The following is a 24,924-nucleotide window of genomic DNA, read 5'->3' as shown; positions in this document are numbered from 1 at the left end:
CCGGTGACACGCCTCGACAGCCATCCACAGTGGACGATCGGCGGTCACTCGACGTCTTCCGGACGGGCCAGCGGGAGGTCCAGGTTCCGGAGCATGGCACGTTGTTCGCCGGTCAGGGCACCCTCGATCGTGATGGTGAACGGGGGTGTTTCCTTGCGGGAGTGGAGAAAATTACCCCACGCGATGCCGAGGTTGGCCAGCCCGGTCAAGGAGCCGATGGACATGAAGATGGCCTCGAACGCCCCCAGGTGGACCAAGTCCGGCGACTCCGCGGTGCTGATCGTCGCGGACCGGAGCACGTCGGCGTCGGCGCGCAGCCAGTCGCAGAACTCTTTCAGCGCTTGTTCGTCGCCTGCGGCGTTGATCGTCAGCTCCACGGGACCTCCACTCGAAGTGACATCCCTAGACATCGTGTCCTGGCCTCGGCGCGTAACAGGAATTCTGTCCCGTGATCTGACCGGTGGTCCCCGTTGACCGGTCGGTGATCAAACCCGGATCATGAAAGCCGTCCCAGATCCGGTGCTTGGCCGATCCCGAGGGCGGACAACGATGTCACCGCTGCTCCATCTCGCGCTTTCCCTGATCCTGACAGCGATTCCCGTACCGGCGGCGGAACCGGTCACTTCCGCGGCGGCGGTCTGCGTGCTCTCCTGCGACACGCTCGACCCTTCTCACGCACAGCAAGACACGTTCCCGGTTCCGGACAAAGCGCTCAACGGGCGCCAGGTCCGGCTGCACGTCTCCGACGCCGACGGGATGGCCTGGGGCAGCATCGATCGCGGCTCCGCCGGGGATTCGGTCTGGCTCGACCGGTCTTGGGACGGCGGCGCGACTTGGGAAGGGTTGCTGGGCAAAGCGATCATTCCCGGCTCTTGGACCGGCACGAGAACCTTGATGTACAACGTGACCGATCCCGGCGAGCACCGGCGCGGCCTGATCCGCGCGTGCGGGGACGCCGCCGGGGTCGCCTGTACCGAATGGATTCACCCGACGGTCTGCGATGTCGTCTGCGACGGCACGACCCAGGCGAACGGCGACACCCAGCCGGTTCCCGCGACGACGTTGTTCGGGCGCACGATCCGCCTGCACGTCGACCGGAACGCGATGGCCTGGGGCACCATCGAATCCGGTGCGCGGGGCGACGAGATCTGGCTGGATCGCTCGTGGGACGCCGGAGCGAGCTGGGCGGGCGGTTCATCGCTCGGCCGCACGCAGGTCGCCGCGGGCGCGAGTACCGGTGGGACGGTGTTGTTCGCGACCCGCGATCCCCGTGGCCGCCACCACGGCGGTGCCGTCCGTGCCTGCGGCCGGGAAGCCGGGCACCAGGAAGGATCCTGTACGGCGTGGGCGCGCCCGGCACCGACGCGCGCACAGGCGGCGGCCGACGCGCTCCTCTACTCCTATGATCCGTATCCGGGCTGGTGGCCGAGCAGCTGGTGGAACTCGGCGGCGACGCTGACGGCGGTCATCGACCACGGGGATCGCCGCCACGACTGGGTCATCGCGCGCACCTTCGAGCGGAACCGCGGCGTTTTCCCCGCCGGTGAGCGCGGTTCCGATGCCATCGAAGGGAATTTCGAGAGCCGCGCCATCGACGACAGCGCCTGGTGGGGGTTGGCGTGGGTGGCCGCCTACGACCACACCGGCGATCCGCGGTACCTCTCGATGGCGACCACGATCGCCGCCTACGTCCACCGGTACTGGGACACGGGTTCCTGCGGCGGTGGCGTCTGGTGGGATCGGGAACGGACGTACAAGAACGCTGTCACCAGTGGTCTGTACCTGCGGCTCGCGGCTTCCGTGCACCGCCGGACACCGGGTGATTCGCTGTGGTTGCAACGATCCCGGACCGCGGCGGACTGGTACCTCGGCAGCGGGATGGTCAACGCGAACGGACTGGTCAACGACGGTCTGACCCGCGATTGCCGCAACAACGGCCAGACTGTCTGGACGTACAACCAGGGTCTCGGCATCGGCGGTCTCGTCGAGGTCTGGCGTGCCACCGGCGAAACCCGCTGGCTCGACGCCGCCCGGCGGCTGGCCGACGCCGCGGTGACCGGCCCGGTGCTGACCAGGAACGGCGTGCTCACCGAATCCTGCGACGTCGGGCAGAACTCCTGTGACGACAACCAAAAGCAGTTCAAGGGTATCTTCATGCGCTTCCTCGCCGACTTGGCGAACGCGACGAATTCGTCGGTCTACCGCGACTTCGCGCGACGGCAGGCCGACTCGCTCTGGGCGTCCGATCGCGACCCGCTGAACCGGATCGGGCAACGCTGGGCGGGCGGGTCGCCGAACCAGGTCGACTGGCGGACCCAGGCGAGCGGGCTCGGGGCGCTCACCGCGGCTTCTTGAGCGCCTGCCGCCGCGTCCCCCGCCCACCCCCTCGCAACCTCTAGATTGAAGGCATGGTTTCCATCGCCGAGAAGGCCACCCGGCTGCAGGAGCTGCACGCCGCCCCCGAACTGCTGCTCGTCGTCAACGTCTGGGACGCGATCACCGCGAAGGTCGTCGCCGAAACACCCGGCACCCAGGCGCTCGCCACCCCGAGCCACGGCATCGCCGCCGCCCGCGGCTATCCCGACGGCGAGGTGATCCCCCGCGACGAGATGATCGCCGAGGTCGCCCTGATCGTCCGGACGGCGGGCGATCTGCCGGTCACCGCGGACCTGGAAGCGGGCTACGGCGACCCGGGCGGCACGGTCGCCCGCGCGATCGAGGTCGGCGCGGTCGGCTGCAACCTCGAAGACCAGATGAAGCCGCTGGACGAGTCCGTCAAGGCCGTCGAGGCCGCGGTCGCCGCCGCTCAGTCCGCGGGTGTCGACTTCGTGCTCAACGCCCGCACCGACGCCTTCCTCAGGGCGGGCGACCGTGACCCCGAGGAGGTGCTGGCCGAGGCGATCACCCGGGGCCGCGCGTACCTGGACGCCGGCGCGTCGAACTTCTTCGTGCCCGGCAAACTCGACGAGACCCAGGTCGGGCGGCTGGTCGAGGCACTGGGCGAGCGCAAGGTGAACCTGATCGGCGTCCCGGGCTCGATCCCGCTGGCGACGGCGCAGTCACTCGGCGTCTCCCGGGTCTCCTACGGGCCGTTCGCCCAGAACGTCGCGCTCACCGCGCTGGCGAAGCTCGCCGAGGACGTCTACGCCGGCGGCGGCCTGCCCGCCGACATGCGCAAGCTGAACTGATCACCCCCGAGGCCGGTACAGGGCGGCGATCTCGGTGGCGTAGGCCTCCGCGATCGCCGCCCGCTTCAGTTTCATCGTCGGGGTCAGTTCGACGCCACCCGGCTCCCAGCAGACCGGCAGGATGGTGAAGTCCTTCACCTGTTCGACGCGCGAGAGCCTGCCGTTGGCCCGTTCGACCACGGCGGCGACTTCCTGACGGACGATCGCGTTCCCGGCGAGGGCGGCGGGATCGGCCGGGAGCCCGTGACGCTCGGCGAAGGCGGCGGCCGCGTCCGGGTCGAGGGTGATCAGGGCGACCACACAGGGTCGCCGGTCGCCGATCGCGACGGCCGAACCGATCAGCGCACCCGCCGACTTGAGCGCGTTCTCGATGTTGGAGGGCGACATGTTCTTGCCCGCCGCGTTGATGATCAGTTCCTTCTTGCGATCCACGATGGACACGTAACCGTCCTCGTCGATGGTGGCGATGTCGCCCGTGTGCAGCCAGCCGTCGGCGTCGATCGCCTCGGCCGTCCGCTCGGGGTCGTTCCGGTAGCCGCGCATCAGGGCGGGGCTGCGCATCAGCAACTCCCCGTCCCCGGCCAGCCGCAGCTCCGCGCCGTACTGGGCCACACCGACCGTGCCCGGCCGGATCGCGTGACGCGGGTTGATCGTGCCGTGGACCGAGGTCTCCGACATCGCCCAGCCCTCGCAGATCGGCAGGCCGACGGCCATCAGGAAGTCCAGTGTGTCCACCGCGATCGGAGCGGCGCCGCTGATCGGGATCACGCAGGCGTCCAGGCCCACCCCGGCGAGCACCTTGTCGAGGACGAGCCGCCGCGCCAGCCGGTGCCGCCATCGCGAGCCCTTGCCCGGACTGTGCACTGTGGACAGTCCGACGGCGAGCGCCCAGTCCGCGATCGTCCGCCGGAGGCCGGTTTGCGCCGCGAGGGCCTGCTCGATTCCCGCCTTGATCTTGTACCAGAGCATGGGCACGCCGAGGAACACCGTCGGCCGGACGGCGGGCAACGTGGCCACCACGGCCTTGGGGTCCGCGACGCAGGTGACCGTCGCCGCCGAGACGATCGGGAAATAGTGCGCGAAATACCGGTTGGCCAGATGCGCGTCCGGCAGGAACGAAAGCACGCGTCCCTTGTGGACGGCGTCGGCGATGTCGGGCGATTCCAGCGCCGCGCCCATGCTGTAGGTGAGGTTGCGATGGGTGAGTTCGACGCCCTTCGGCGGCCCGGTGGTGCCGGAGGTGTAGATCAGCGTCAGCACATCGTCAGGACCCACGGCTTGCCACGCGGCGTCGAAATCGAACTCCGGCGACCCGGCGTTTTCCAGCTCCGCGAAGGAAATCGCGCCCTCGGGAGCGCCGTCCACGCAGACGACGCGGTCCACATCCCTCACCAGTGGGAGAAACCGCTCCTCGCAGACCACGATCCGGTTGCCCGCGTTCGCGAACAGGTACTCGATCTGCTCGGCGGAACTGGTGTTGTAGATCGAGAACGGGATCGCGCCCAGATGGATCGCGGCCACGTCGACCAGGTGGAACTCGGGCCGGTTGGTCAGCATCAGCGCCACGGTGTCCCCGCGCCGGACGCCGAGCGCGTGCAGCCCGGCGGCCAGCCGGCGCACCCGTTCGCCGTACTGCCGCCAGGTCAGCGACACCGCGTCGTCCGGTGTCCGCAGCGCGACGACGTCGCCGGACTCCGCGACCGTGCGCTGGAAAACGTGACACAGACTGGAAATCTCCCGTAGTTCGGCCGCGCCGACGCCCATCCGCTCTCCCGAGATTAATACAAACGTATCAGTTAAGAGTGAGACGCTAGTATCGGTTCGACCGAAGGGGAAGTCAATGACCGGTAGTCGCGGGAAGCAGCAGGCACGGAGCCGGGAGCGCCGTGAACTGCTGCTCCGGGCCGCGATGCGGCTGATCTGCGACAGCGGCGTCAAGGCGGTGACCCACCGCGCGGTCTCGGCGCACGCCGGGCTGCCGCAGGCCGCGGCGGGCTACTACTTCGCGACCAGCGAGGAGCTCATCGCCGAGGCGCTGCGGTTCCACATCCACGAGCGGATCGAGGTCGTCCGCGACCTGCTCGCCGACGTGCTGCGGGACGCGGAATCCGTCCTGGAAGTCGGCGAACGGCTCACCCAGGCCCTGGTGGCGGGCAAGTTCGGCGTGACAGTCGCCCAGTACGAGCTGTACATGGAAGCCGCCAGGAACCCGGCCATGCGCGCCGTGGTCGACGAGGCGATGAGCGCTTTCGAAGCCTCCGCCGCTCCCCTGCTCACCTCGCTCGGCATCGCCGATTCCCGGCGCGCGGCCAAGGCCTTCATGGCCCTGCTGGACGGCTTGGCGCTGCACCGGCTGGCCAACCCGCAGCCGATCGAAGACGATCTCGAGCTCACGAAACGCTCATTGCAAGGCCTCTTCCTCGCCTTCGCGATGGACGCCGAAGACCTGCGACGACAGACCAGCGTCCCGCTCGCCGATCGTGATGACGGCGGTGGCCGCGCCGGGCTGTGAACCGTGGCAGGTGCGCACCGTCGCGACCTCCCGCTGGAGAACCTCGTCTTCGACGGACGGGGCCCAAGACGCTCGGCGGGACACCCGGCCTGAAGACCGGGACCATCGACATCTTCGATGTTGCGAAAGCCACTTTCGCAACGTGCGCGGGCAGTGTCGGAAGGCGTCGCGAGCGGTAAGGGCGGTGAGAGCCAAGGGTTTCTTGGGTACCTGCTGGATTCCGCGTGCGAGTGATCGCAAGTGCGTGATGCCCAGCGGCCGTGTCGCGAAAGCCACTTTCGGGACACCAGACGTCGCGAAGGTGGCTTTCGCGACAACCGGACTGGCCGGCGCGGCCCTCACGACGGCCCGGATCGGCGAGTCCTCACCACTCACGAGACTGACGACCGGCGGCAGGACTCACCCCGCTGTAGGGTTTTCCCATGGTGCGCGGAGTCGGCCGGACCGAGGGGACGCTCCTGGCCGGTGTGGTACTCGCCGTACTCGTGGCGACCGGGATCCAGGCCACGTCGCCCGGCACCTGGCTGCTGGAAGTCGTCTGGGTGCTGATCGGGCTGCCGCTGGTGGTGGCACTGCGCAAACGCTTTCCGCTGACCCGCTTGCTCTGCTGGCTGCTGGTGCTGCACGCGATCGTGCTGTGTTACGGCGGGCAGTACACCTACGCGGAAACCCCGGTCGGCGAATGGGCCCAGGAACTGATGGGCACACAGCGGAACAACTACGACCGGCTCGGCCATTTCGTCCAGGGTTTCGTTCCCGCGATCGCCGTCCGTGAAGTGCTCCTGCGCCGGACGCCGCTGTGGCCCGGTGGCTGGGTCGCGTTCCTGACCGTCTGCGTCTGCCTGGCGATCGCCGCCGGTTTCGAGTTCGTGGAGTGGTTCAGCGCGCTCGTCGCCGGGTCCGGCGCGGACGATTTCCTCGCCACCCAGGGAGATGTCTGGGACACGCAGTGGGACATGTTCCTTTGCCTGTGCGGTGCGGCGTTGTCCCTGCTGGTCTGGCGCCGGGTGCACGATCGGCAGCTCGCCGGGCGGCCAACCGCTCTTCACTCCTGCGAAACTTGATCGTCCGAAGGGGTTAACGCACCGATTCGAGCGTCCGGGATCACTGCGGGCCGTCCTTGAGCGGGCACCGTCCGCATGGATAATTCCGGCATGACGAACGCGGCCTTGGGCAACGGTTCCACCACCTTCAAGGCACTTCTGCACCAGTACCGCGTTCGCTCCGGACTCACCCAAGAAGAGCTCGCGGAAGGCTCCGGTGTCAGCGTCCGGGCGATCAGCGACATGGAGCGCGGCGTCGCCAAAAGCCCGCAACGTCGCACGATAGAAGCCCTCGCGGCTCCGCTGGCCTTGACCGACGACGAGCTGACCCACCTGCAGAAGATCGCGAAGCAGGGCCGGGCCCGCGCGGTGCCGACGCCGGACGTGGCGCCGACGCGGCTCTACGGTCCGCCCTCGGCGGGCGTGCTGCCACCCGATCTCGAAGACCTGACAGGACGCGAGCACGATCTCGGCGCGCTGCGCGCTCTCGCCGGCGAACTGGACGGCGGCAAGCGCCGCTCCGGGCACGTCGCGGTGCTGAGCGGGCCTCCCGGCACCGGCAAGACGAGCCTCGCGGTGCGGACGGCCAACGATCTCGCCGGGCACTTCCCCGACGGCCAGCTCTTCCTGAAGCTGCGCGGGATGTCGTCCGAACCGGGCGAACCGTCCGACGTCCTGCACCTGGCGCTGCGGTCACTGGGCGTCGACGCGGTCCAGATCCCGGCCGAACTCGACCACCGGGTGAGCCTGTGCCGAGCGTTGCTGAAGGAGCGCGCCACCCTCATCGTCCTCGACGACGCGGCCGACGAAGCGCAGGTCCGTCCGCTGCTGGTCGGCGGGCGGCGCTGTCTCACGCTGATCACCAGCCGCCAGATGCTGGTCGGCCTGGAAGGGACCAGCAGGATCCCGCTCGCCGTGCTGGAGCGCGAAGACGCCGTCGCGCTCCTGACCAGCATCATCGGGCAGTCGCGGGTGGCGCGGGAGAGCGCGGCGGCGACCGAACTGGTCGAGCTCTGCGGACGTCTGCCGCTCGCGCTCCGCATCGCGGGCAACCGGCTCGCGAGCAGGCCGGTGTGGCCGCTCTCGCGGCTCGTCGACCAGCTCCGTGACCGGGGCAGGCGCCTGACCACGCTCACGGCGGGCGACCTCGACGTCCGCAGCGTGTTCGAACTGTCCTACCGCCAGCTCACCCCGACAGCGGCGAGGGTCTTCCGGCGGGTCTCCCTCGTCCCGGCCGCCGACTTCTCGGTCGGCGCCGCGAAGGAACTCATCGACGCGCCGGACGAGGACGAGGCGGCGATCTTCCTGGAGGAGCTGGCCGACGCCAGTCTGCTGCAGACGTCGTTCCACGACGGCCGGTACCAGTTCCACGACCTTCTCAGGGTGTTCGCCACGGAACGGCTCACGAGGGAGGAAACCCCCGAGGCGGTGCAGGAGGCCGAGGACAGGCTCAACCGCTGGCTGGTGCGGACGGCGACGGCCGCGGGCCGCTACTTCCAGCCGTCCGACGAGATGAACGCGCCCGCGGTGACGACCTCGTCGTTCGACGATCACGCCGGCGCGGGCCGATGGCTCGAGGTCGAAACGAAGAACTGGTCCGCCGCCTTGAAGAGCGTCGCCGCGAGCGGTGGACACCGGCAGGTCCTCGAACTGGCCGAGGCCATGCACTGGTACTCGGAGATCGGCGGCAACGCAGGCATCTGGCAAGAGGTGTTCGACCTCGCCCTGAAATCGGCGCTCGCGATCGGCAGCAAACGCGACGAAGCGGTGCAGCGCAACTACCTGGCCTGGGTGCTGTCCACCCTCATGGGGCATACGGACGACGCCGTCCGGATGGCCCAGCTCGCGTGGGAGGCCGCCGTGGACGCGGGCGACCTGCGTGAACAGGGCTGGGCGCGGGTCTATCTGGCGAACGCGCGCCTGCAAGGCGGCAGCCCGCCGGAGTCCCGGGGGCCGTTCGACGAAGCGATCACGTTGTTCGCCGAGGCCGACTACCCGCTCGGGCTGCACGTGGCGCGGGCGATGCGGGCCAGCTACCGGCACGCGAGCGGGGACTTCGACGAAGCCGCCACGGAGTTCGACCTCTGTGTCCGCTACTTCAGGCAGCCGCAAGAAACCCCTCGCACGCCCGTCGACGACACCAGTTACTCGTATCTGTTGTTGCGCTCGGCGAAGAACCTGGCCGCGCTCAAGGCTTTCGGCACGGCGCTCGGCCAATGTGAAGAAGCACTCGAGCTGTTCCGCAGCCACGGCGCGCTCATGGGCCAGGCACGCGCACTCCAGGCCATCGGCAGGCTTCTGCGCCGCCAGGGAGATCACGCGACCGCGCGCGACAGGCTGACCGAGGCCCTCTCACTGTTCGAGCGATTCGGGCAACCGAAGTCCCAAGTGGACACTCTCTGCGATCTGACGGCCCTGTCCGAGGAAACGGGCGACCCGGCGTCCGCCCGTGACACCAGGGAACGCGCACTGTCCCTTTGCGACAGATTGGACCGCTCCGAGGCCGTCAAACTGCGCGAAAGGCTCGCCGGGCATCCCAACGCGTCGTGACCACGCCCGGTCAGGCGGACGAACGGGTGAGTTCCTCCCAGGTGATGTTCCCGAGCAGGACGTCCTGGATGGTGTAGCGGGGCGCGGGTTCGAACTCGGCGATGGTGGTCCGCTCCCCACGGCCGGCGGCCGCGGCGATCCGGACCCCGAGCTCACTCGCGTCCATACCGCGAATTTCGTCGCGGGACACATAAACGGCCACCATGTCCTCGTCCGCGCTGGCGGGACGACCGGTGAGACCTTGGATTCGTAGCGACACGTCAACTCCTCTGGTTGAGCGGTTCTGCGACTCGTGTTCCAGTACACGCGACCGGCTCCTCCGCCACCATGAACAACGACCGGCAGAAGGACCGGAGGAAGAGCGGGGATCAGCCCTGGCTCCACACCGGACGGCGCTCGGGCCCCGGCGGCTCGAGCACGAACCCGGCGGCACGCCGGACGACCTCCGGCGGCACCCGGTCCGCCACCCGCCCCCGGATCCGGTTCAGCAACCCCGGCTCGGGTGCCAGGCGGTGATGCTCCAGGTAGTAGGTGACGGCGTCGGTCCAGATCCACTCGCCGTCGGTGCGGAAGTCCGCCGGTACGACCGCCGTCCGGGCCGGGTCGACGACGTCGTCCATCATCATCGGTGTGACCAGGACCGGGGCACCGGCCGCCAGGTACGCGACCAAGGCGCGGCGTTCTTCTTCGTCTTCGACGAGCGGGTGGCCGGGCGCGAAGCCGGGGCCAGTGGCGGGATCGACCAGGTCGAACACCCTGGCCAGGGTGAACTCCTCCGTTGTGGTCACCGGCTTCTCCTCCAGTGGGCGCGAACTCGACCACATCAGCACACCGGATCGGGGCTCCGGGCACCATGCAGGAGGGGCGGCAGAACCGTCCGGCAGTTCCGGCCCGCGGGTCAGATGTCCGAGAGGACCAGCTCTCTGTACACGTCGTCGGAGCTCGGCTCCTCCATCCCGGACTCGCGAGGAGCCTCCTCCGGTGTGCTGTCCGGCGTGGTCTCCGGCCGGGGGCGGCGGTGGGGATGGGGGCGCGATTGCTCCTCGGCGGCGACGGCCTCGTCGAACAGGGCCTCCAGCTCCCGGTACTTCTTCCGGTACGAGAGCTTGCCGTTCTCGCGTTCGGCGTCGGAGTACTCCAGCCGGTGCTCCTCGGGCACCAGCACATGCGCCTCGTCCACGACCTCCATGCCGGTCAGCTTGTCGTAGCCGTTCCACACCTTCCCGTCACCGTCGTGGACGAACTTCGCCTGAGCGCTGTAGGACGAGAAATCCGCCTGGTAGTACTGGTGGAACTCGCGGAACAGCTCCCGGACGTCGCGGGCGTCCGGAGCCGTGCCGTCCGGCCGTTTCGCCCACGACGCGAGGTCCCGCACGAAGTTGTACACGGCGTGCTTGTCCATGACCGTCTTGTTCTCGGCGGTTTTCTCCTCGCCCTTGTTCTCCTTTCCCTTCTTTTCCTTCCCTTTCTTCTCTTTGGCCTTCTTCTCGACGCCGATGTCGCGGAAGTAGTAGCCGAACGGGTCGGAGTCGACGAACCGGCAGACCAGGGTGAATTCACGCTCGTCGGTCCAGAGGCCCTCGTGGCGGCGCATCTGTTCGATGGCACCTCGGTGCTCCGGCTCCTTGTCGTGCCGGACCTGCGCGTCGCCGTACTGGTTCTTGGAGTTCACCTTCTCCATGTCGTGGAACAGGATCGCCTTGACGACCGCCGCCCTCGGCACGAACCGGGCGCCGTCGTGGTGGCCACCGGTGATCTTGAGATACTGGTTGATCACCATCTGCGCGTGCTCGCCGAAGCTGTTCACGGCGGGGCCGGTGACGACCTTGACCGTCTCGGCGAATTTGCGCGACAGCTTGGCGAACGGGTCGGTGACCCGCGCGTCGACGTCCGCGACGAACCGGTCGAGGATCCTCTTGGCGGAGCGGTCGTCCGGCCCCGACAGCTCGGTGTCGATCGCCACGGTCAGCGCGTCGCCGATCCGCCGGTGCGCGGCGAACACGTCCCGATCGTGCTTTTGCGTGTAGCCGTCGTCCTGCCGCGCCAGCCAGCTGCCGTAGTCGTTCGAGAACGGATCGCCGTCGATCCGGCCGTTTTCGAGCCGGGTCTGCCGGGTGTTGAAATCGACCTTGATCCGTTTTTCGTCGGTGGCGATGAGGGAACCGATCTCCGCCTGCGTCGCGTATTCCGGGAGCAGGTCCATGAAGTCGTCGGCTTGTTTCTCGCTCACCTTGCCGAAAGCCGCCTCGTCCAACGGCAGCGCTCGCACCACCGGGGCGACCGCGGCCGAGACGATGGCCCTGGACTCCGCACTGGCGAGTCGGCCGCCGCTCTTGCCTTTCATCTCCTTGGCCAGTTCTGACGCGACATTCTCCAATTTGGCCTCGAAAAGCGTCTTCAACGCCTTGGGGTCGAGGCCGACCAGCTTGTTCTTGGTGACCGGGCGGATGGCCTTGGGCACGACGTGCTCTTTGATCTGCGCCGCGAAGGCGTTCTGGGAGATCCTCAAGTCCGGGGCCGCGAATTGCGTTCTGAGGGCGACGCCGAGCTCGTCGAGGATGCTCTTGGTGAACGCCTCACCGCGGGCGCCGCTGAGATACCCGCGCTTGGCCGGTGCCAGTGCGTCCAGCTGGTCGCCCCAGCCGGACGCCAGCCGCTCGATCCGCACGTGCACGGTCTTCCGGACGACGCCGAGGACCACTTGGGTGAACTCCTCGTCGATCGCCGCCTGCCCGAGATGGGCTTCGAGGGTTTCCTTCAGGTCCCCGGTCACGATTTCGGCCGCCCGCACCGCGATTCCCGGGTAGTCGGCCAGCGCGTCCCGGATCTTCTGCAAGCTCCCGTGCCTCGCGGCGTTTCCCGCGACGGCTTGCATCGCCTCGGCCAGAACGTATTGCGGCACCTGCAAAGTGGCCTTGATCTGGTTCTGGACGGTTTCCTTGAACTCCGCTTGGCCCACCGGCACACCGTCGGGGGCGTGCAGCGCGACGGCGTCGTCGATCGCTTTGCCGATCTTCGACGCCAGCTGACCGACGGCCGCTTTGCCGGGACCTTGGGTGTTGAGGAAGACGTTCATCTCTTCCTTGCGGCGGATCTCGCTGTCCGCGGCCTTGTCGGCCTCGTTCCCCGGAATCGCGTCGGTCACCGGGTCGAAGAAGACCTTGGGCGAGTCGTACCACGTGTGGTAGTGATTGCCGAGCGTCTTCGCCAAGCTCCGCAAGGCGACCGGGTCGTTGCGGAAGTACTTGCGGCCGTCCGCCGACCAGTTGAACCAAGGGTCGTTCTTCCGGCCCAGCCGGTCGGACCGGAAGTCCGGACTGAGACCGAGCCGGGAATACAGGTCGGCGATGTCCTCCTGGCGGCCGGCGACCTCCGGCATCGACGTCTCGGACGCGCCGTGCGTGTAGGTGATGAGCGAGCCGTCGAGAGCCCGCCCCTTCAACCGGGCGAAGTCGACACCCCGCAACCCGAACTGGTTGGTGTCACCGTTCTGGTCCACGTTCATCGAGAGTTTGTTGCCCTCGGACTTCGACTCGACGGTGGCCTGGCGGCTGGCGTCCAGGAAGGTGTCGAGCGGCACCAGGAACGACCGCAGGGCCGACGGCACCTCGGGCACGCGGTGGGCGTCCGTCTCGTATTTGGAAATCCACTGCACCGCGCGCAGGGGGCGTCCGCCACCGACCCAGAAGACCTCTTTCTCGCCCTCGCGCCCCTCACCGCTGAACGGCTCGACCTTGCCGTCCCCGTCCTGGTGGACGTCCTTGAACTCCGTCCCCTTCCCGGCGGGCGCCAGCACCGCCGTGTAGAGCCGGACGTGATGCTCTCCCTTGACGGTTTCGATCTCGAATTCCCCGCGGTGCACGACCTTGCGCTCGTCGCCGGTCACGATCACCGAGGATCCGGGGTAGCTCACGTAGGGCCGTCCGATGTGGACGTTCTCCCGGGTGCCGAGGTAGGACTCCGCGCCGTCGACGTCGGCTCGCAGGACGTGCACGATCCGTCCGGTGTTCTTGCCGTGGCTGGTCCACGTGCCGTCCGGGGCGAGAACGTGCACGTGGACCCCGGCGGCGTCGGCGATACGGCCGAAATCGGTGTCTTCGGGGTGTTCTTCCGCGAAGGCCTTCAGTTTGCCGATGATGCGCTTGTACTCGAGTGGCGACCTTTCCGACAGGCCGGCCGCGACGGCTTCGCGGAAGGCGTCGTGCGGAGCGCCTTCCTCGACCAGGATCATTTCCATCCCGTGGATGCCCAGCACCCGGCGCTGTTCCCCGGACACGATGTCGCGAGGCAGCATCATGCCCGGATACGGGTCGGTGATCACGACCGAGTTGACGGTGACCGTCGACCTCGACGACATCCCGGACGGGTTCCGGCTTCCCGGCGACGGCCTCGGCGGCGGTGTGGCCGCGGCCTCGGCGAAAGCGGCCAGCGCGGCGGGATGGAGGTCGACGGAGATCACCGTGCGACGGCGGGCCTGCTTCGCGGTGAGGTTCTCCGGCAACGGCCCGTCACCGAGATCACGTCCCCGTGACGTCGGGACGATGTCGATCCGCGACGCGGGTATCGGCGAGTCGTCCGGCATCTTGCCGTCGACGGCGGCGCGCAGCTCGTTCGCGACCGTTTCGGCGCGCGCCTGCCCCGTCCTCGCCGCCCGGGCCCTGTCCATGAAACCGCCGTTGCCGTATCCGACCACGCTCACCGTCGGGCGGCCGGTGCGGACCGCCGACACCACGAGGTCCGCCGCGTCGTCCAAAGTGGAGCGTTGCGAGGCGGGGAAATCCTTTTCCCCCTCGGCGAACTGGATCTCGAACCGCACCGGTCCGGTTCGCTCGTGCGGGACGACCGTCGAGACGACGACGTCCTGCTCCGTGTCGGAGGCGATCGTCGCCAGCGGGGTGTCTTCCGGCAGGGTGGACCGCAGTTCCCCGGCGATCGCCGGGAGCCGCGGATCGTCCGGCCGCCCCCGCACCTCCACCGGCGGCGGGACCGGCTGGGCGGCGACCACCGCCGCGAGCCCGGCCAGGTTCGTCCGCACGGTCTCCGGGTTCCCGACGCCACCCTCGTCGTTCTCGTCCCCGAACGGCATGGAGCCGGGGATGGACCTCTCGATCAGGTCGCCGCCGTCGACGGGCACGACGTCGAACCCTCCCGGCGCCTGCCGGAAGACGGGCGGGTCGTCGTCGCCGGCGACCAGGTACGCGCCGTGCTCCGTCATCTCGATCTCGGAGTCCCCGGTGAACCGGAAACGCAGCCAGTGACCGTCGCCGGTGACCACCGGACGGCCGTCGGCGCGGAAGCCGATCCGGCTCGCCACCACCACTTCGCCCGGTCCGGTCCCGGTTTCCTGGCCGGGCGTGGACCAGACGGCGGTGTCGCCCGCGTAGGCGTCGGTCTCGATGCCCTGGTCGGCGAGTCCGTGCAGCACGGTGGACACGTAGCTCTGGATGTCCGGCGAACCGAGTTCGCAGGCGACGAACCGCAGGGTCTTGCCGTCCGTCCAGGTGCCGTCCTCGGCGAGCCGCGTCAGCAGGGCGGTCATCACCTCCGGGGTGATCGGCCTGCCACCGAACTCCGGGACACCTTCGGGGCCGACGTGCGCGACCAGGGTGAAGAACCGGGTGTCTTCGCGGAGGGCGCGGAACGCGGTCCGCTGCGCTTCGGTCGCGGCCGGGTCCGCGGCGGGATCGGCGAGCAGGATCCCGGAGCCGCGCCGTTCCGCCTCGGCCAGCACGTCGGCGGCGAGCCTGTCGGCGGACTCGGGCTCGGGGGTCTCGGGCTCGGGGGTCTCGGGCTCGGGCGTCACGGCCTGCACCGCATCCGGCCGCGAAGGCACCACGATGGCGCGGTCCGCCAGCACGTCCCGGCCGACCAGGAGATCGTCGCGCTTCGCCCAGCGGACGAACCCGTCGACCGAAAGGTAGTCGTAGTGGGACTTCTTCGGATCACCGAGCACGAACATCCGCTCGCCGCCGACTTCGGCCGCCTTGAGGAACATCTGATGAGACTCCGTGCCGACCCGGACACCGGTGCCGGACCGGAGCCACCGCCAGAACGCGTCGGGATCCTCGAGCCGCGGTGCGAGCGACACCTCTGGCTCGTTGCGCAGCTGGCCTGGGTACTGCTCGCGAGGGGCGAGCGCGAGATGCCGCGAGACGGCGGCGCGGAACGGATTGTCGTCGAGGCCGGTCGCGCGCCGCATCGGCTGGTCGACGGCGAGCGGCAGCAGGAGCGGAGCGCTCAATGCCCAAGCACCGGGAATGATCTTCTTCGTCAGGATGGGCACGGAAGAGCCGTCGCGCCGGTCGAGCCGGACCACGCCGGCGAGCTTCTGCAGCGTCCGGCCCCACTGGCCGGTGAGCCGGGCCCATTCCTTGCGGACGGCGGGATCCGCGGCGTCCGCCGTCGCTAGCAGGAGCGCTCGCCTTTCGAGTTCGTCGAACCGGCTGCCCGCGTCGCCGACCCGTTTCGCCGCCATGTCGCCGATGGTCCGGCCGAAGGGCCGGTCCTTCTTGTCCAGCTGGTCCTTCGGCACCGTGCGCAGCTGCTGCCGGACTTCGTCGGCGACACCACGGCCCACCAGGATCAGACCGGCGAGAGTCGGGACCGTGCTCCGGATGTCGGTGTTGGTGGCCGCCGCTTCGCAGGTGTTCATGAAGTGCTGCTCGTCGTGACCGGTGGTGGCGAACAGGGCCTCGGTCATCGCGGCGGGATTGGCCAGTAGCGCCGCGAAAAGCTCGTTGTCCTGCAAGCCGGCCCGCGACCCAGGTTCGACGTTCGTGAGTCCCAGCCGGGCCAGCCGGGACGGCAGTTCCTCGCCGGGCCGGTAGTCGATCCCCTGCACCGTGGAGCCTTCGACGGTGAACGGATCGCGGCCCGCCTCCAGGTTCACCGCCAGGTCGCCGAGTACCTGCCGCAGCCTGTCGATCGAGAGCGGCTGCACGACCCGGCGATCGCGCACGGTCCCCAGGCCGAGCCGGGAATTGTCCCGGACGTCCCGTTCCCGCGACGGTGTCAGCGAGGTCACCAGGACCGCGTCGTTGACCAGCGATCGCACCCTCGCGCGGAGGTCCGGATCGGTCAGCCCGGCGTCGATCCGGCCCAGCAGCGCGGAGATCTCGTCCGAGCCGAGGACGGCTTCGACGTGGTTCTCGAGCCGTCCGCCCTCGGCGATCCGCGACAACCCGCCGAGTCCGGCGTCGGTGCTCACCAGGTTCGGCAATCCGGCGAAGACGGCCTCGTAGCGGGCCGCGTACTCGTCCGTGCCGTCCTCGTCACCGAGTTCGGTGGTCTCGGCCTGACCGCCGCCGTCCGACTCGCCGAACGTGTGGTTCACCGGAGCCTGCCTCGTCGGCGGCCTCGTCTCGGCTTCCCCCGGGATGCGGCGGGTGGCCAGGAAGTCGGCCGAGGACGAGAGGACCACGCGCACCGGCTCGCCGTGGGCGGGGCCGAGGAAGACGGTCGTTCCGCGTTCGGTCAGCAGCCGCAGCCGGATGTTCAGCGCCCGCGCGACCTCCTTCGGCGTCGCGTGCCGCAGCGACGCGCCCAGTTCCCGCAGTTCCGCTTGCCGCGTGGGCGAATCGGGCGCCAGTGTCTTCGCGATCGCCTCGATCAGATTCGACTGGACCGTGTCACCGCCGACCCGGAAGGTCTCGCGCCGATCCCTGGCCAAGATCGCTCGCTGGGTGTCGTTGAGCACGGACGGCGGCGCTCCCGGGAGGTCGTCCTGGCCGGGGTCGCCGATCCGGCTTTCCACCCCGAGCCGGCTTTCCATCACGTGCTGGATCTGCCAGGCGTGGCGCGGCAGCAGTTTCGGCACCTTCCCCGGGTCTGCCACGTCGGCGCCCATGATGCCGCCGTCCCCGGTGACGACACCGGACGTGCCGTCGTCTTCCTTGCTCAGGAACACGCGGTCCGGATCGTGCTCCTCGTCGGGCGCGCCGAGGTAGTGGAGCAGTTCGTGGGCCAGCTCCTCCGGGGTGGCGTCCGGGCGCCAGGTGGTCTGGGTGGTGCGCTCGTCGCCGCGGGCGACCACGTCGTACGCGCGGTACCTCGGTTCGCCGTTCACCGCGGGCAGGCGGTCGTCGGTGAACTCGACGCGGACGTGCAGCTGATCGCCGTTCGGCAGGCCGTGACGTTTGTTGATCAGGGTTTCGATGCCGGTTCGCGCCCGTTCGCGCAACCGCGCGAGCTGCTCCTCGGTGACGCCGGGGCCGGGCACGAGGTTGATCGGCACGGTGAATTCGGTGACATGACGCTCGCCGACCTCGAACCTGCTGACGCCGTACCGGATCACGCCGTCGTAGCGCTTGTCCGATCCGGTGAGCAGCGTGGTGAGCACGTCGGCGGTCTCGGTGGCCACCGCCCGCCTCGGCGTCTTCGCCCGCTCCGGTTCCCACTGCCGGGGGTCGAGCGGATCCGTCACCGTGAACCACGGCGCGTCCGTGGCCCGGCTGTGCCGCCACGCCGCGTCTTCCGGCGAGCTCGGCTGGGCGGCCAGCCGGGCGAATTCGTGATCCAGCGCGTCTTTCGCCAGCCACCAAGCGTCCTGTTTGGACTCGGCGAAGTCCAGCCACGCGGCCTGCAGCACCGCTTGGGTCCTCGCGACCTCCTCGGCCGCCACGACCTCCAGTTCGGGTTGAAACGCGTCGGCGGCGGCACGCACCTGTTCGAGCCGGGTCCGCGCGGCCTCGGCGACGTTTTCCGCTTCCCGCAACGCTTGTTCGGTGGGCCGCGCGTACTTGTGGTGCCGTTCCCCGACGGTGCCGGGACGCTCGGCCCGTGCCGCGGCGACCGTGGCCCGCCAGTCGATGCCGACGCCCAGTTCCCGCACCAGGGCCTGGGCTTTGACACGGTGCTTCTCCGCGCCGGTCTCGGCCTCCCGCCACGACTTCGCCGTCCTGGCGACCCTCCCCTGCCGTGCCTTGAGCAGACGGGAAAGCTTCTGGCCGACCTCCGCCAGACCGCCGACCGGCATCCGCACGTCCGCCGAGGCGGGCAGCGAAAGATCCACGACCTCGGTGCGGTCGCCGACCTCGACCACGACCCGGTAGTCCACGTCGAAGCGCACCAGCGCGGTCCGCCCGGCCGGTTTGAGGTTCGCGGCGGCGGATACGGCGGTGCCGTCGGTCGTGGCGGCGGCGGGCTCGTCGGCCCAGCGCCCCTCGACGCCGGTGAACAGCCCTCCGACATTGGCCGAATCCTTGACCGGCGCGACCGACGGCCCGCCGACGGTCACCTCGCCGACCTCGGCCGTCTTGCGCTCCGCCGAGCGCGTCACCGTCGCGTTCTTCGGGTTCTCCAGGTTGACGCCGTCGCTCAGCGCGACCAGGCGGGGCGCGGTGAGCCGGGCGTGCACCTGGACGTCCGCGCGTTTGCCCCGCAGCACGGCCGCTTCACGGAGAGCGGGCACAGGAAGGCTTTCGCTCGTCATCGAGGGCAGGAACGCTTGCAGCACTTGAGGGCTCAGTGTGGACCACAGCGCGTTGATCGTGCCGGAGCCGTAGCCGGTGATACCGCTGTCCGCCCCGGCTTTGACGAGTGTCTCCCGTACGACCTCGCGCAGCCGCGCGGCGGCGCGCACGGATTCCACCGACGCCGCTTCCGGCAGTTTCGCCACCCCGCCCTGGCGCCACGTCCGCAACTCGCCGGGAAGCGCGTCTCGCCGCGAAAGCCCGGTCAAGCCGGGCTCCCCGAGGGTACCCGCGCCCGGCGTCAGGTTGTCGGCCAGCAGCCGGATGCCGAGGGTCCGCTCGCCGGTGCCCACGAAGGCGACGGAGCGGCCGTCACGGCGGACCTCGAGCGTGAACTCGATCGGGACGTCGAACCGCGCGGCGGGACCGGTTCCGGTCCGCAGGTGGGTTTCCTGCCTGCCGGTGACCTCGTTCGTACTGATCGTTTTGGTCACGCCGACGCCTCCGGTGACCGCGCCGCCGACCGAAGTCGCCGTGGCGCCACCGGAGAACTTCTCCTGCCCGCCCAACCGCAGCGCGGCCGCCCACGCGGTGGCCTTCCCGTCCGTGCGGGTTTCCTTGATCGAGCGCGCGGTGCTGTGCTCGATGGTCCGGCCGTCGTTGACCACCCCGCGGAACCTCGGTTCACCCACGACGTTCGCGGCCAGCAGGACCTGATAACCGCGGTCGGTGAACATCTTCGGCAGCTGCGCCTGCAAGGGAATGCCGCCGTCGAGCGCGCTGTCCACCAGCGCCTGTACCGCGTCCGGCGAGAGGAGGTCGGTCAGCCGCGACCAGTTGTTCATCGCGTCGTCCAGGAAAGCGCCGGGCAGCAACGGCACGTCGAGCCGGGACAGCCGCGCGGTCAGCGCCGGGGCCAGGCCGGACAGATCGGGCAACCGCTCGATCGCGCCCAGCCCCAGCGCGCCCGGCCGCCGCGGCGGCAGCGTCGTGGGCCCGAGGAGCCGCTCGGTTCGCTGCCGTGTCGCCGGCGCGTCGGGCAGGAGACGGTATTCGCGGGCCTGTTCCTCGGTGAGCCAGACGAAAGCGGCGCCGGGAAGATCGACGAAACGGGCGGCACCGCGGGCGTCGGGGCGCACCACGGTGGTCTGCTGCCGCGCCTCCGCGAGCACCGTGAAGGCGATGTCGAAGCGCGCCAGCACCCTCGGCGTACCGGCCGCCGTGGTGACGTTGCGGTCCACGCTCGCGGAAATTTCGAGACCGTCGGCCTTGGTCGTCGTCTTCGACCAAGGTTTTCCGGACACGCCACCGGTACCGGAGCTCGCGGGATCTTCGTTCGCCGCGCCGGTGACCGCGACTCCGGCGGTGACCGTCCACCCGTTGCTCTTGCTCTCGCCGCTCTCGAACCGGGAGCCGCCCGCCGTGGAGCGTTCCGCGCCCGCGTCGTCGGCCACGCGGACGAAGACGGGGTTGCTCAACCGGGCGACGACACCGAGCCTGCCCACCCTGTCGGCTACGCGCCGGGGATAGACGAGTTCCGTGCTCAGCACCCCGCGGGTGAAGGAACGCAGCGCGGCCTTGATGTTCTCGGCGCTCAGCATCGCCTGGACGCCCGCCCAGGCGTCGCTGCCGGGAAGGGTGAGCGCGCGGTCGCCGTCCGACGCTTCCACCAAGGCCGCCATGGCCGCTTCGCTGACGCTGCCGGTGTGCGCGATGGCCTCGACGCCGACCCACTCGCCGACGTCCGGCGGGGTGAGGGCCTGGAGGTGCCCGATGATCGACCTCGGCGGGTCGAACGCGCGCACTCGCGGCGGGCCGGGGGCGAACTGTGCCGGGTCAGCCGTCAGCGTGACACTGTCCGCCGTCAGCAGCGTGTAGGCCGCCGGAAGCCGGTATGGGCCTTCGTCGGGCTCATCGGGGGTCGTGTGGATCGGGCGGACCTGCGGGACCTGCGTCCCCGGCAGTCCGGGAAGGGTCTGCCGGACCACCGCGCGGGCGCGGGAGTATCCGGTGATGGTCACGACGAACCGGCCCGTGTGTTCGAAGACCTGGGAGTCGGGGCTGCCGATGTTCAGTGAGGTCGCGTCGGCCGTCGGCCCGCCGCCGGTCTTGGTGGTGACGGAGCGGCCGTACTTCGCCGAGGCCGTCGGCACGATGCCGAGCGTGGCCGCGCCGACCCCGGTGCCGACGGTGACCTTCGCTTCCGGGCCGACCGACCAGCCCTTGGTGGCCGAGGAGGACGCGCCGAGCGCCGGGCTGGTCGTCGTGGCGTTGCGGACCACGCGTTCCGTGACCTGTCCTCGGTGCTCGGCGGTCTTCTGCTCCAGCCGGACGGTGACGGTGACGCGGTCGGCCCGGAAGTCGCCCTGGCGTTTGAGGGTCACCGAAACACCGGCTCCCAGCAGCGCGTCCATCCGGTTGCGCAACGCCAAGGGGGACAACGCGGCCTGCAGCCGGTGCTCGTTGGCGAGCATCTCCAGTGTCCGCGCCGTGTCCGCCTTGTGGCCGTTCCAGCCGGGCAGGAGAGCCGCGTACCGCGAGACTTCCCCGAGCCTGGCGCGAATCTCGGCGAGCACGCCGTCCGCGCCCTCGAACCGGCCCACGCGCACGTTGCCCGCCGCGAGGCCCGCGGCGAGGTGCGCGGGCTGGAACTTCCTCTTGGCGGGCGGGGTGATGCCGGTGCCGGTGCCCGACGGCACCGGGAGGCCCTGCGCGGCCGCCTCCGCCATCCCCACCCTGGCGTAGACCGTCGCCGTGACGGGCGGCGCTTCCCGGCCGTCCAGCGTCTGCACCACGATTTCGGCCCGCAACCGGTAAAGTCCGACGTCACCCTTGAGCTGGATGCCCGACTTCGCCGTCGACGAACGGCCGGACGCGGTGGTGTCCCCCGCCCGCGAGGTGAAGCCTCCGCCGACCCCGGCGGCGACGCGCACTCCGGCGATACTGCCTCCGCCGCCGACCGCGCCCGAGACGTCGAACCCGCGTTTGGTGGCGGCCGAAACGGCCGATCCGGTGGTCGCCGACTCATGCAGCCGCAGCTGGGTTCCGGTGGTCGGGCCGACGAGTTCGGCACCGGTCAGCACGGCCTTCATCCGCACCGCGCCGACCTTGCCGCCGTCCTTGCTGAGCAGGGCGGGCGAAGTCACCCAGCCGTCCAGCATGGCGCCGAAGTGCTCCCTGACGCTCGCGGTGCCGAGGAACGCGCGCACCGTGTCCCGCCCGGAAGCGCCCAGCGCCGTCACGGACCCGTGCAGCAGGCCCGTGGCGCCGGTGAACAGGCCGTCGAGCCCGGTGACCGCCTCGGGCACCGGATTCTGCAGCCCGCGCCCGACGGCGGGGTGCAGATCGGTCGCGGCTTGCGTGGATGCCGGGGTGATCCGCACCAGGTCGTCCGGCAGGCGCAGCGTGACACTGCCCGGAACCGGCTCGCGGCGCGTGCCGACCTCGGTGCCGTTCTGATCGTGGACGCTGACGCTGAACTCCACGCTCCTGACCACGCGGCGGGAACCTTCGCCGGAGCGGATCGCGCGCTGGTCCGCGGTGGACACGGTGACCGTCTGCGCCGCCGCCGGTGCCGCGAGCGTCGCCTTGCCGCCCACGGTGAGGTACGGACCGGCCGCCGGTGTCTGCACCGTGGCCGCCATCCCGACGTCACCGGCATGCGAAACCGTCGAGTTCTCCGCGTTCGTGACACCGGCCTGGACGGTGAGATCCGCCTTGGTCTTCTCTTTCGGCTCGCTCGCCACGTCGCCGAGGAAGACGGCCTGGATCCGGATCTCGCGCCAGCCTTCCACCGTGCGGAGCGGGAAATGGAGACCGCTCAACGCGGATTCGAAATCGTCGCGGACGGCCTCGCCGATCGCGTCGAGCCGATCCGGCGTGACTCCGGGGAGCAGCCTGCCGAGTTCGTTCCGCAGGTCCTCGACGCCGTCGACGGCGAGCACCGGCGCGGAACCGAGCGCTTGGCCGTCGGCGAGGAACGGCGGCAGGTCGGCGAGCGCGAGCGTCTGCTCGTTCGGCTGGGCTTCGGCGGCCGCGGGCTGGGGCTGGGACTCGGCTTGTGTCTCGGTCTCGGTCTCGGTCTCGGTCTCGGTCTCGGTCTCGGTCTCGGTCTCGGTCTCGGTCTCGGTCTCGGTCTCGGTCTCGGTCTCGGTCTCGGTCTCGGTCTCGGTCTCGGTCTCGGTCTCGGTCTCGGTCTCGGTCTCGGTCTCGGTCTCGGTCTCGGTCTCGGTCGTCGTGGTCTCGGTGGTCTCGGTCGTCTGGGTCTCGGTGGTCTGGATGATCTCGGTGGTCTCGGTGATCTCGGCTTCGGTGGTGGTTGTGGTGACTTCGGGCTGCTGCTCCGTCTCGGCGGAAGCGGTGCGCAAGGGGGCGGGGCGCGTGCGCGGACGCTCTTCGTCCGTCGGTGCCGTCGCTTCGGAGGAAGTACGCACGGCCTTCGGTTCCGGCGGCTTGACGTCGGCCGTCGTCTTGCCGGGCGAACTCGTCTTGACGTCCTGCGCCGGTTTGGTGACTTTGGTGTCCGAAGTGGACTTCGCTTCCGGTGCTGCTTTGGTGTCGCTCGCGGTTCGTGTGTCCGAAGTGGGGGCGGTGTTGGGGGCGGTCGTGGTGGGCGTCACCGGGTCTGTCCCGGTTTTGGTGTCGAGTGTCGTGTTCGCCGAAAGGTCGCCGAGCGAGCCGAACTTCTCCTTCAGCGAGGTGACCGCCGCGTCGAGTCCCCGCTCGCCGATCCCTTCGAGTTTGTGGCTCACGGCGCCGCCGACCACTCCACCGGCGAAGCCCATCCCGTACTCGGCCGCCGACACGGACTCGCCGTTGAGAGCGGCCATCGTCGCCTGGCTCATCACGCCGGAAACGCCCTCGAACAGGAAAACGGTGCTGAACTCGGCGGCCCTCGCCGCGAGGTTGCCTCCGAGCCGGTCCCCCACGTTGCGGGACAGGACATCCGGCACATGGTCGGTGAGCAGGTCGACGGCGTCTTTGCCGATCTTGTCACTGTGCGGGTCGAGCACCCGGCGCAAACTGTCGTTGAAGGCCCCGGTGCCGTCCAACCCGCGTTTGCTCCAGTTGTCCACGAAGGTGCGCGCGTAGTCCCGGCCGAGTTGCCGGGCAGCGTCGTCGCCGAGGGTCTTGCCGAACGCGGTGCCGAACCTGTCGGCCACCTCGTCACTGAAGCCCTCGATAGCCCGCTTCGTGAACGCGCTCGCCGGATCGCTGAGCTGTTTGCCTGCCCGGTCGGTGAGGGTGCGGCCGATGTCACGCAGCCAGTTGTCGGCGAGTTCTTCGCCGCCCGGCAGTTTGATGTCCTTGACCATTTTCAGCAGATCGTCGGTGGCGATCTTGCCGAAATCCTTGCCGAGGAGGCTGCCGATCTTGCGTCCCAGCTTCTCCCCGAGTTCACCGACGGCGCCGCCGAGCAACCCGCCGATCGCGCCCGAGATCGCCGTCTGCTTGGTGGTTTCGTCGTCCCATTCGGTGCGTTCCCGTTGCAGGCGCTGGACGGCGGCGTCGATGATCAGCCCGCCGGTGATCCCGATGAACATCTCGAACACGATCGCCCGCACGAGCATCTTGAACAACACGAGCAGATACCCGCGGGTGAGCGCGTAATGCCAGGTGAGATTCGCGAGCGACGCGCCGGCCGTGACGGAGGCGAGCGCGTACTCCATCGCGATCTCGTAGGCGAGCAGGAAAAGCTGGCCGATCGCGGAGAACTTCGTGTACTCGACGTCCAACGCGACCTTGCGGCAGCCGTCGGCGATCCCCTTGGTTCCTTCGGCCAATTCGCCGAGCAGGTTCGGCGTCCCGCCGGTGAGCGGCTTCATGCTCTTGTCGAACGACTCGCCCGCTTCGGGCATCGACAGTTTCTGGTCGATCCCGCGTTTGACACTGGCGATGTCGTCGGGCAGCTCGGTGAGCTGCTTCGTCACCAGGTCGTACTCCTGCGCCACCCGGCGGAACTTGTGCTGGTTCGCGGCGGGCCACGAGACGCCGAGCACCTCGAGGAGGGTGCGCGCCCATTCCGGCACGTCGCCGAAGTCGCTGCGGTCGACCTTGATGGGCACGCTTACCTCCGAACGGTTTCACCGGAGAGAACGCGCGCCGCCGGGTGGACGGTTCACTTCCACGTCCAGGCCTCGTGAGTGGTATCGCCGCTCGGCTGTCATGAACGGGTGTCACCCGAGGTGAGGCTGTGAGCGTGACTCGCGTGATCGGGAACC

At 69.5% G+C, this 24,924-nt stretch carries 10 protein-coding genes; 5 read left to right on the top strand and 5 right to left on the bottom strand.

Features of this window, described 5'->3' with window-relative positions; all coding sequences use genetic code 11:
• Positions 1-44: 44 nt before the first annotated feature.
• Positions 45-377 carry an effector-associated constant component EACC1 gene (locus tag HDA45_RS32005; RefSeq protein WP_184901626.1) on the bottom strand — a complete coding sequence of 111 codons (333 nt, stop codon included), beginning with the start codon at positions 375-377 and terminating at the stop codon, positions 45-47.
• Between the two features lie 172 nt (positions 378-549).
• Between HDA45_RS32005 and HDA45_RS32000 the strand changes: the two genes are divergently transcribed.
• Positions 550-2,355 (top strand): glycoside hydrolase family 76 protein, encoded by a 1,806-nt coding sequence (locus tag HDA45_RS32000; RefSeq protein ID WP_184901624.1) that lies wholly within the window; start codon positions 550-552, stop codon positions 2,353-2,355.
• Between the two features lie 53 nt (positions 2,356-2,408).
• A complete protein-coding gene (locus HDA45_RS31995; protein WP_184901622.1) occupies positions 2,409-3,188 on the top strand; it encodes an isocitrate lyase/PEP mutase family protein in 780 nt (259 codons plus the stop codon).
• On the opposite strand, the gene HDA45_RS31990 is transcribed toward HDA45_RS31995, so the two are convergent.
• Positions 3,189-4,952, bottom strand: a complete 1,764-nt coding sequence (locus tag HDA45_RS31990) for an AMP-dependent synthetase/ligase (protein ID WP_184901620.1) — start codon at positions 4,950-4,952, stop codon at positions 3,189-3,191. It lies immediately after the preceding gene.
• Between the two features lie 76 nt (positions 4,953-5,028).
• Between HDA45_RS31990 and HDA45_RS31985 the strand changes: the two genes are divergently transcribed.
• From HDA45_RS31985 to HDA45_RS31975, 3 genes are all read left to right on the top strand, one after another.
• Positions 5,029-5,700 (top strand): TetR/AcrR family transcriptional regulator, encoded by a 672-nt coding sequence (locus HDA45_RS31985; RefSeq protein ID WP_184901618.1) that lies wholly within the window; start codon positions 5,029-5,031, stop codon positions 5,698-5,700.
• 422 nt (positions 5,701-6,122) lie between these two features.
• Positions 6,123-6,764: a DUF2238 domain-containing protein gene (locus tag HDA45_RS31980; protein WP_184901616.1), complete on the top strand. Its 642-nt coding sequence runs from the start codon at positions 6,123-6,125 to the stop codon at positions 6,762-6,764.
• A gap of 90 nt (positions 6,765-6,854) precedes the next feature.
• Positions 6,855-9,293, top strand: a complete 2,439-nt coding sequence (locus tag HDA45_RS31975) for an ATP-binding protein (RefSeq protein WP_184901615.1) — start codon at positions 6,855-6,857, stop codon at positions 9,291-9,293.
• Positions 9,294-9,303: 10 nt separating this feature from the next.
• Here HDA45_RS31975 and HDA45_RS31970 read toward each other — a convergent pair whose 3' ends face one another.
• The 3 genes from HDA45_RS31970 to HDA45_RS31960 form a co-directional block, all read right to left on the bottom strand.
• Positions 9,304-9,552: a hypothetical protein gene (locus tag HDA45_RS31970; RefSeq protein ID WP_246480854.1), complete on the bottom strand. Its 249-nt coding sequence runs from the start codon at positions 9,550-9,552 to the stop codon at positions 9,304-9,306.
• A gap of 109 nt (positions 9,553-9,661) precedes the next feature.
• On the bottom strand, positions 9,662-10,081 hold the full coding sequence (locus HDA45_RS31965) for a hypothetical protein (RefSeq protein ID WP_184901613.1): 420 nt from the start codon (positions 10,079-10,081) through the stop codon (positions 9,662-9,664).
• A 110-nt stretch (positions 10,082-10,191) separates the two neighbouring features.
• Positions 10,192-24,768 (bottom strand): WXG100-like domain-containing protein, encoded by a 14,577-nt coding sequence (locus HDA45_RS31960; RefSeq protein ID WP_184901611.1) that lies wholly within the window; start codon positions 24,766-24,768, stop codon positions 10,192-10,194.
• Positions 24,769-24,924: the final 156 nt, after the last annotated feature.

The organism is Amycolatopsis umgeniensis, assembly GCF_014205155.1.
GTDB classification, from domain to species: Bacteria; Actinomycetota; Actinomycetes; order Mycobacteriales; family Pseudonocardiaceae; genus Amycolatopsis; species Amycolatopsis umgeniensis.
The sequence above is the reverse complement of the archived record's forward strand: the minus strand, read 5'-3'. Positions and strand labels throughout refer to the sequence as shown.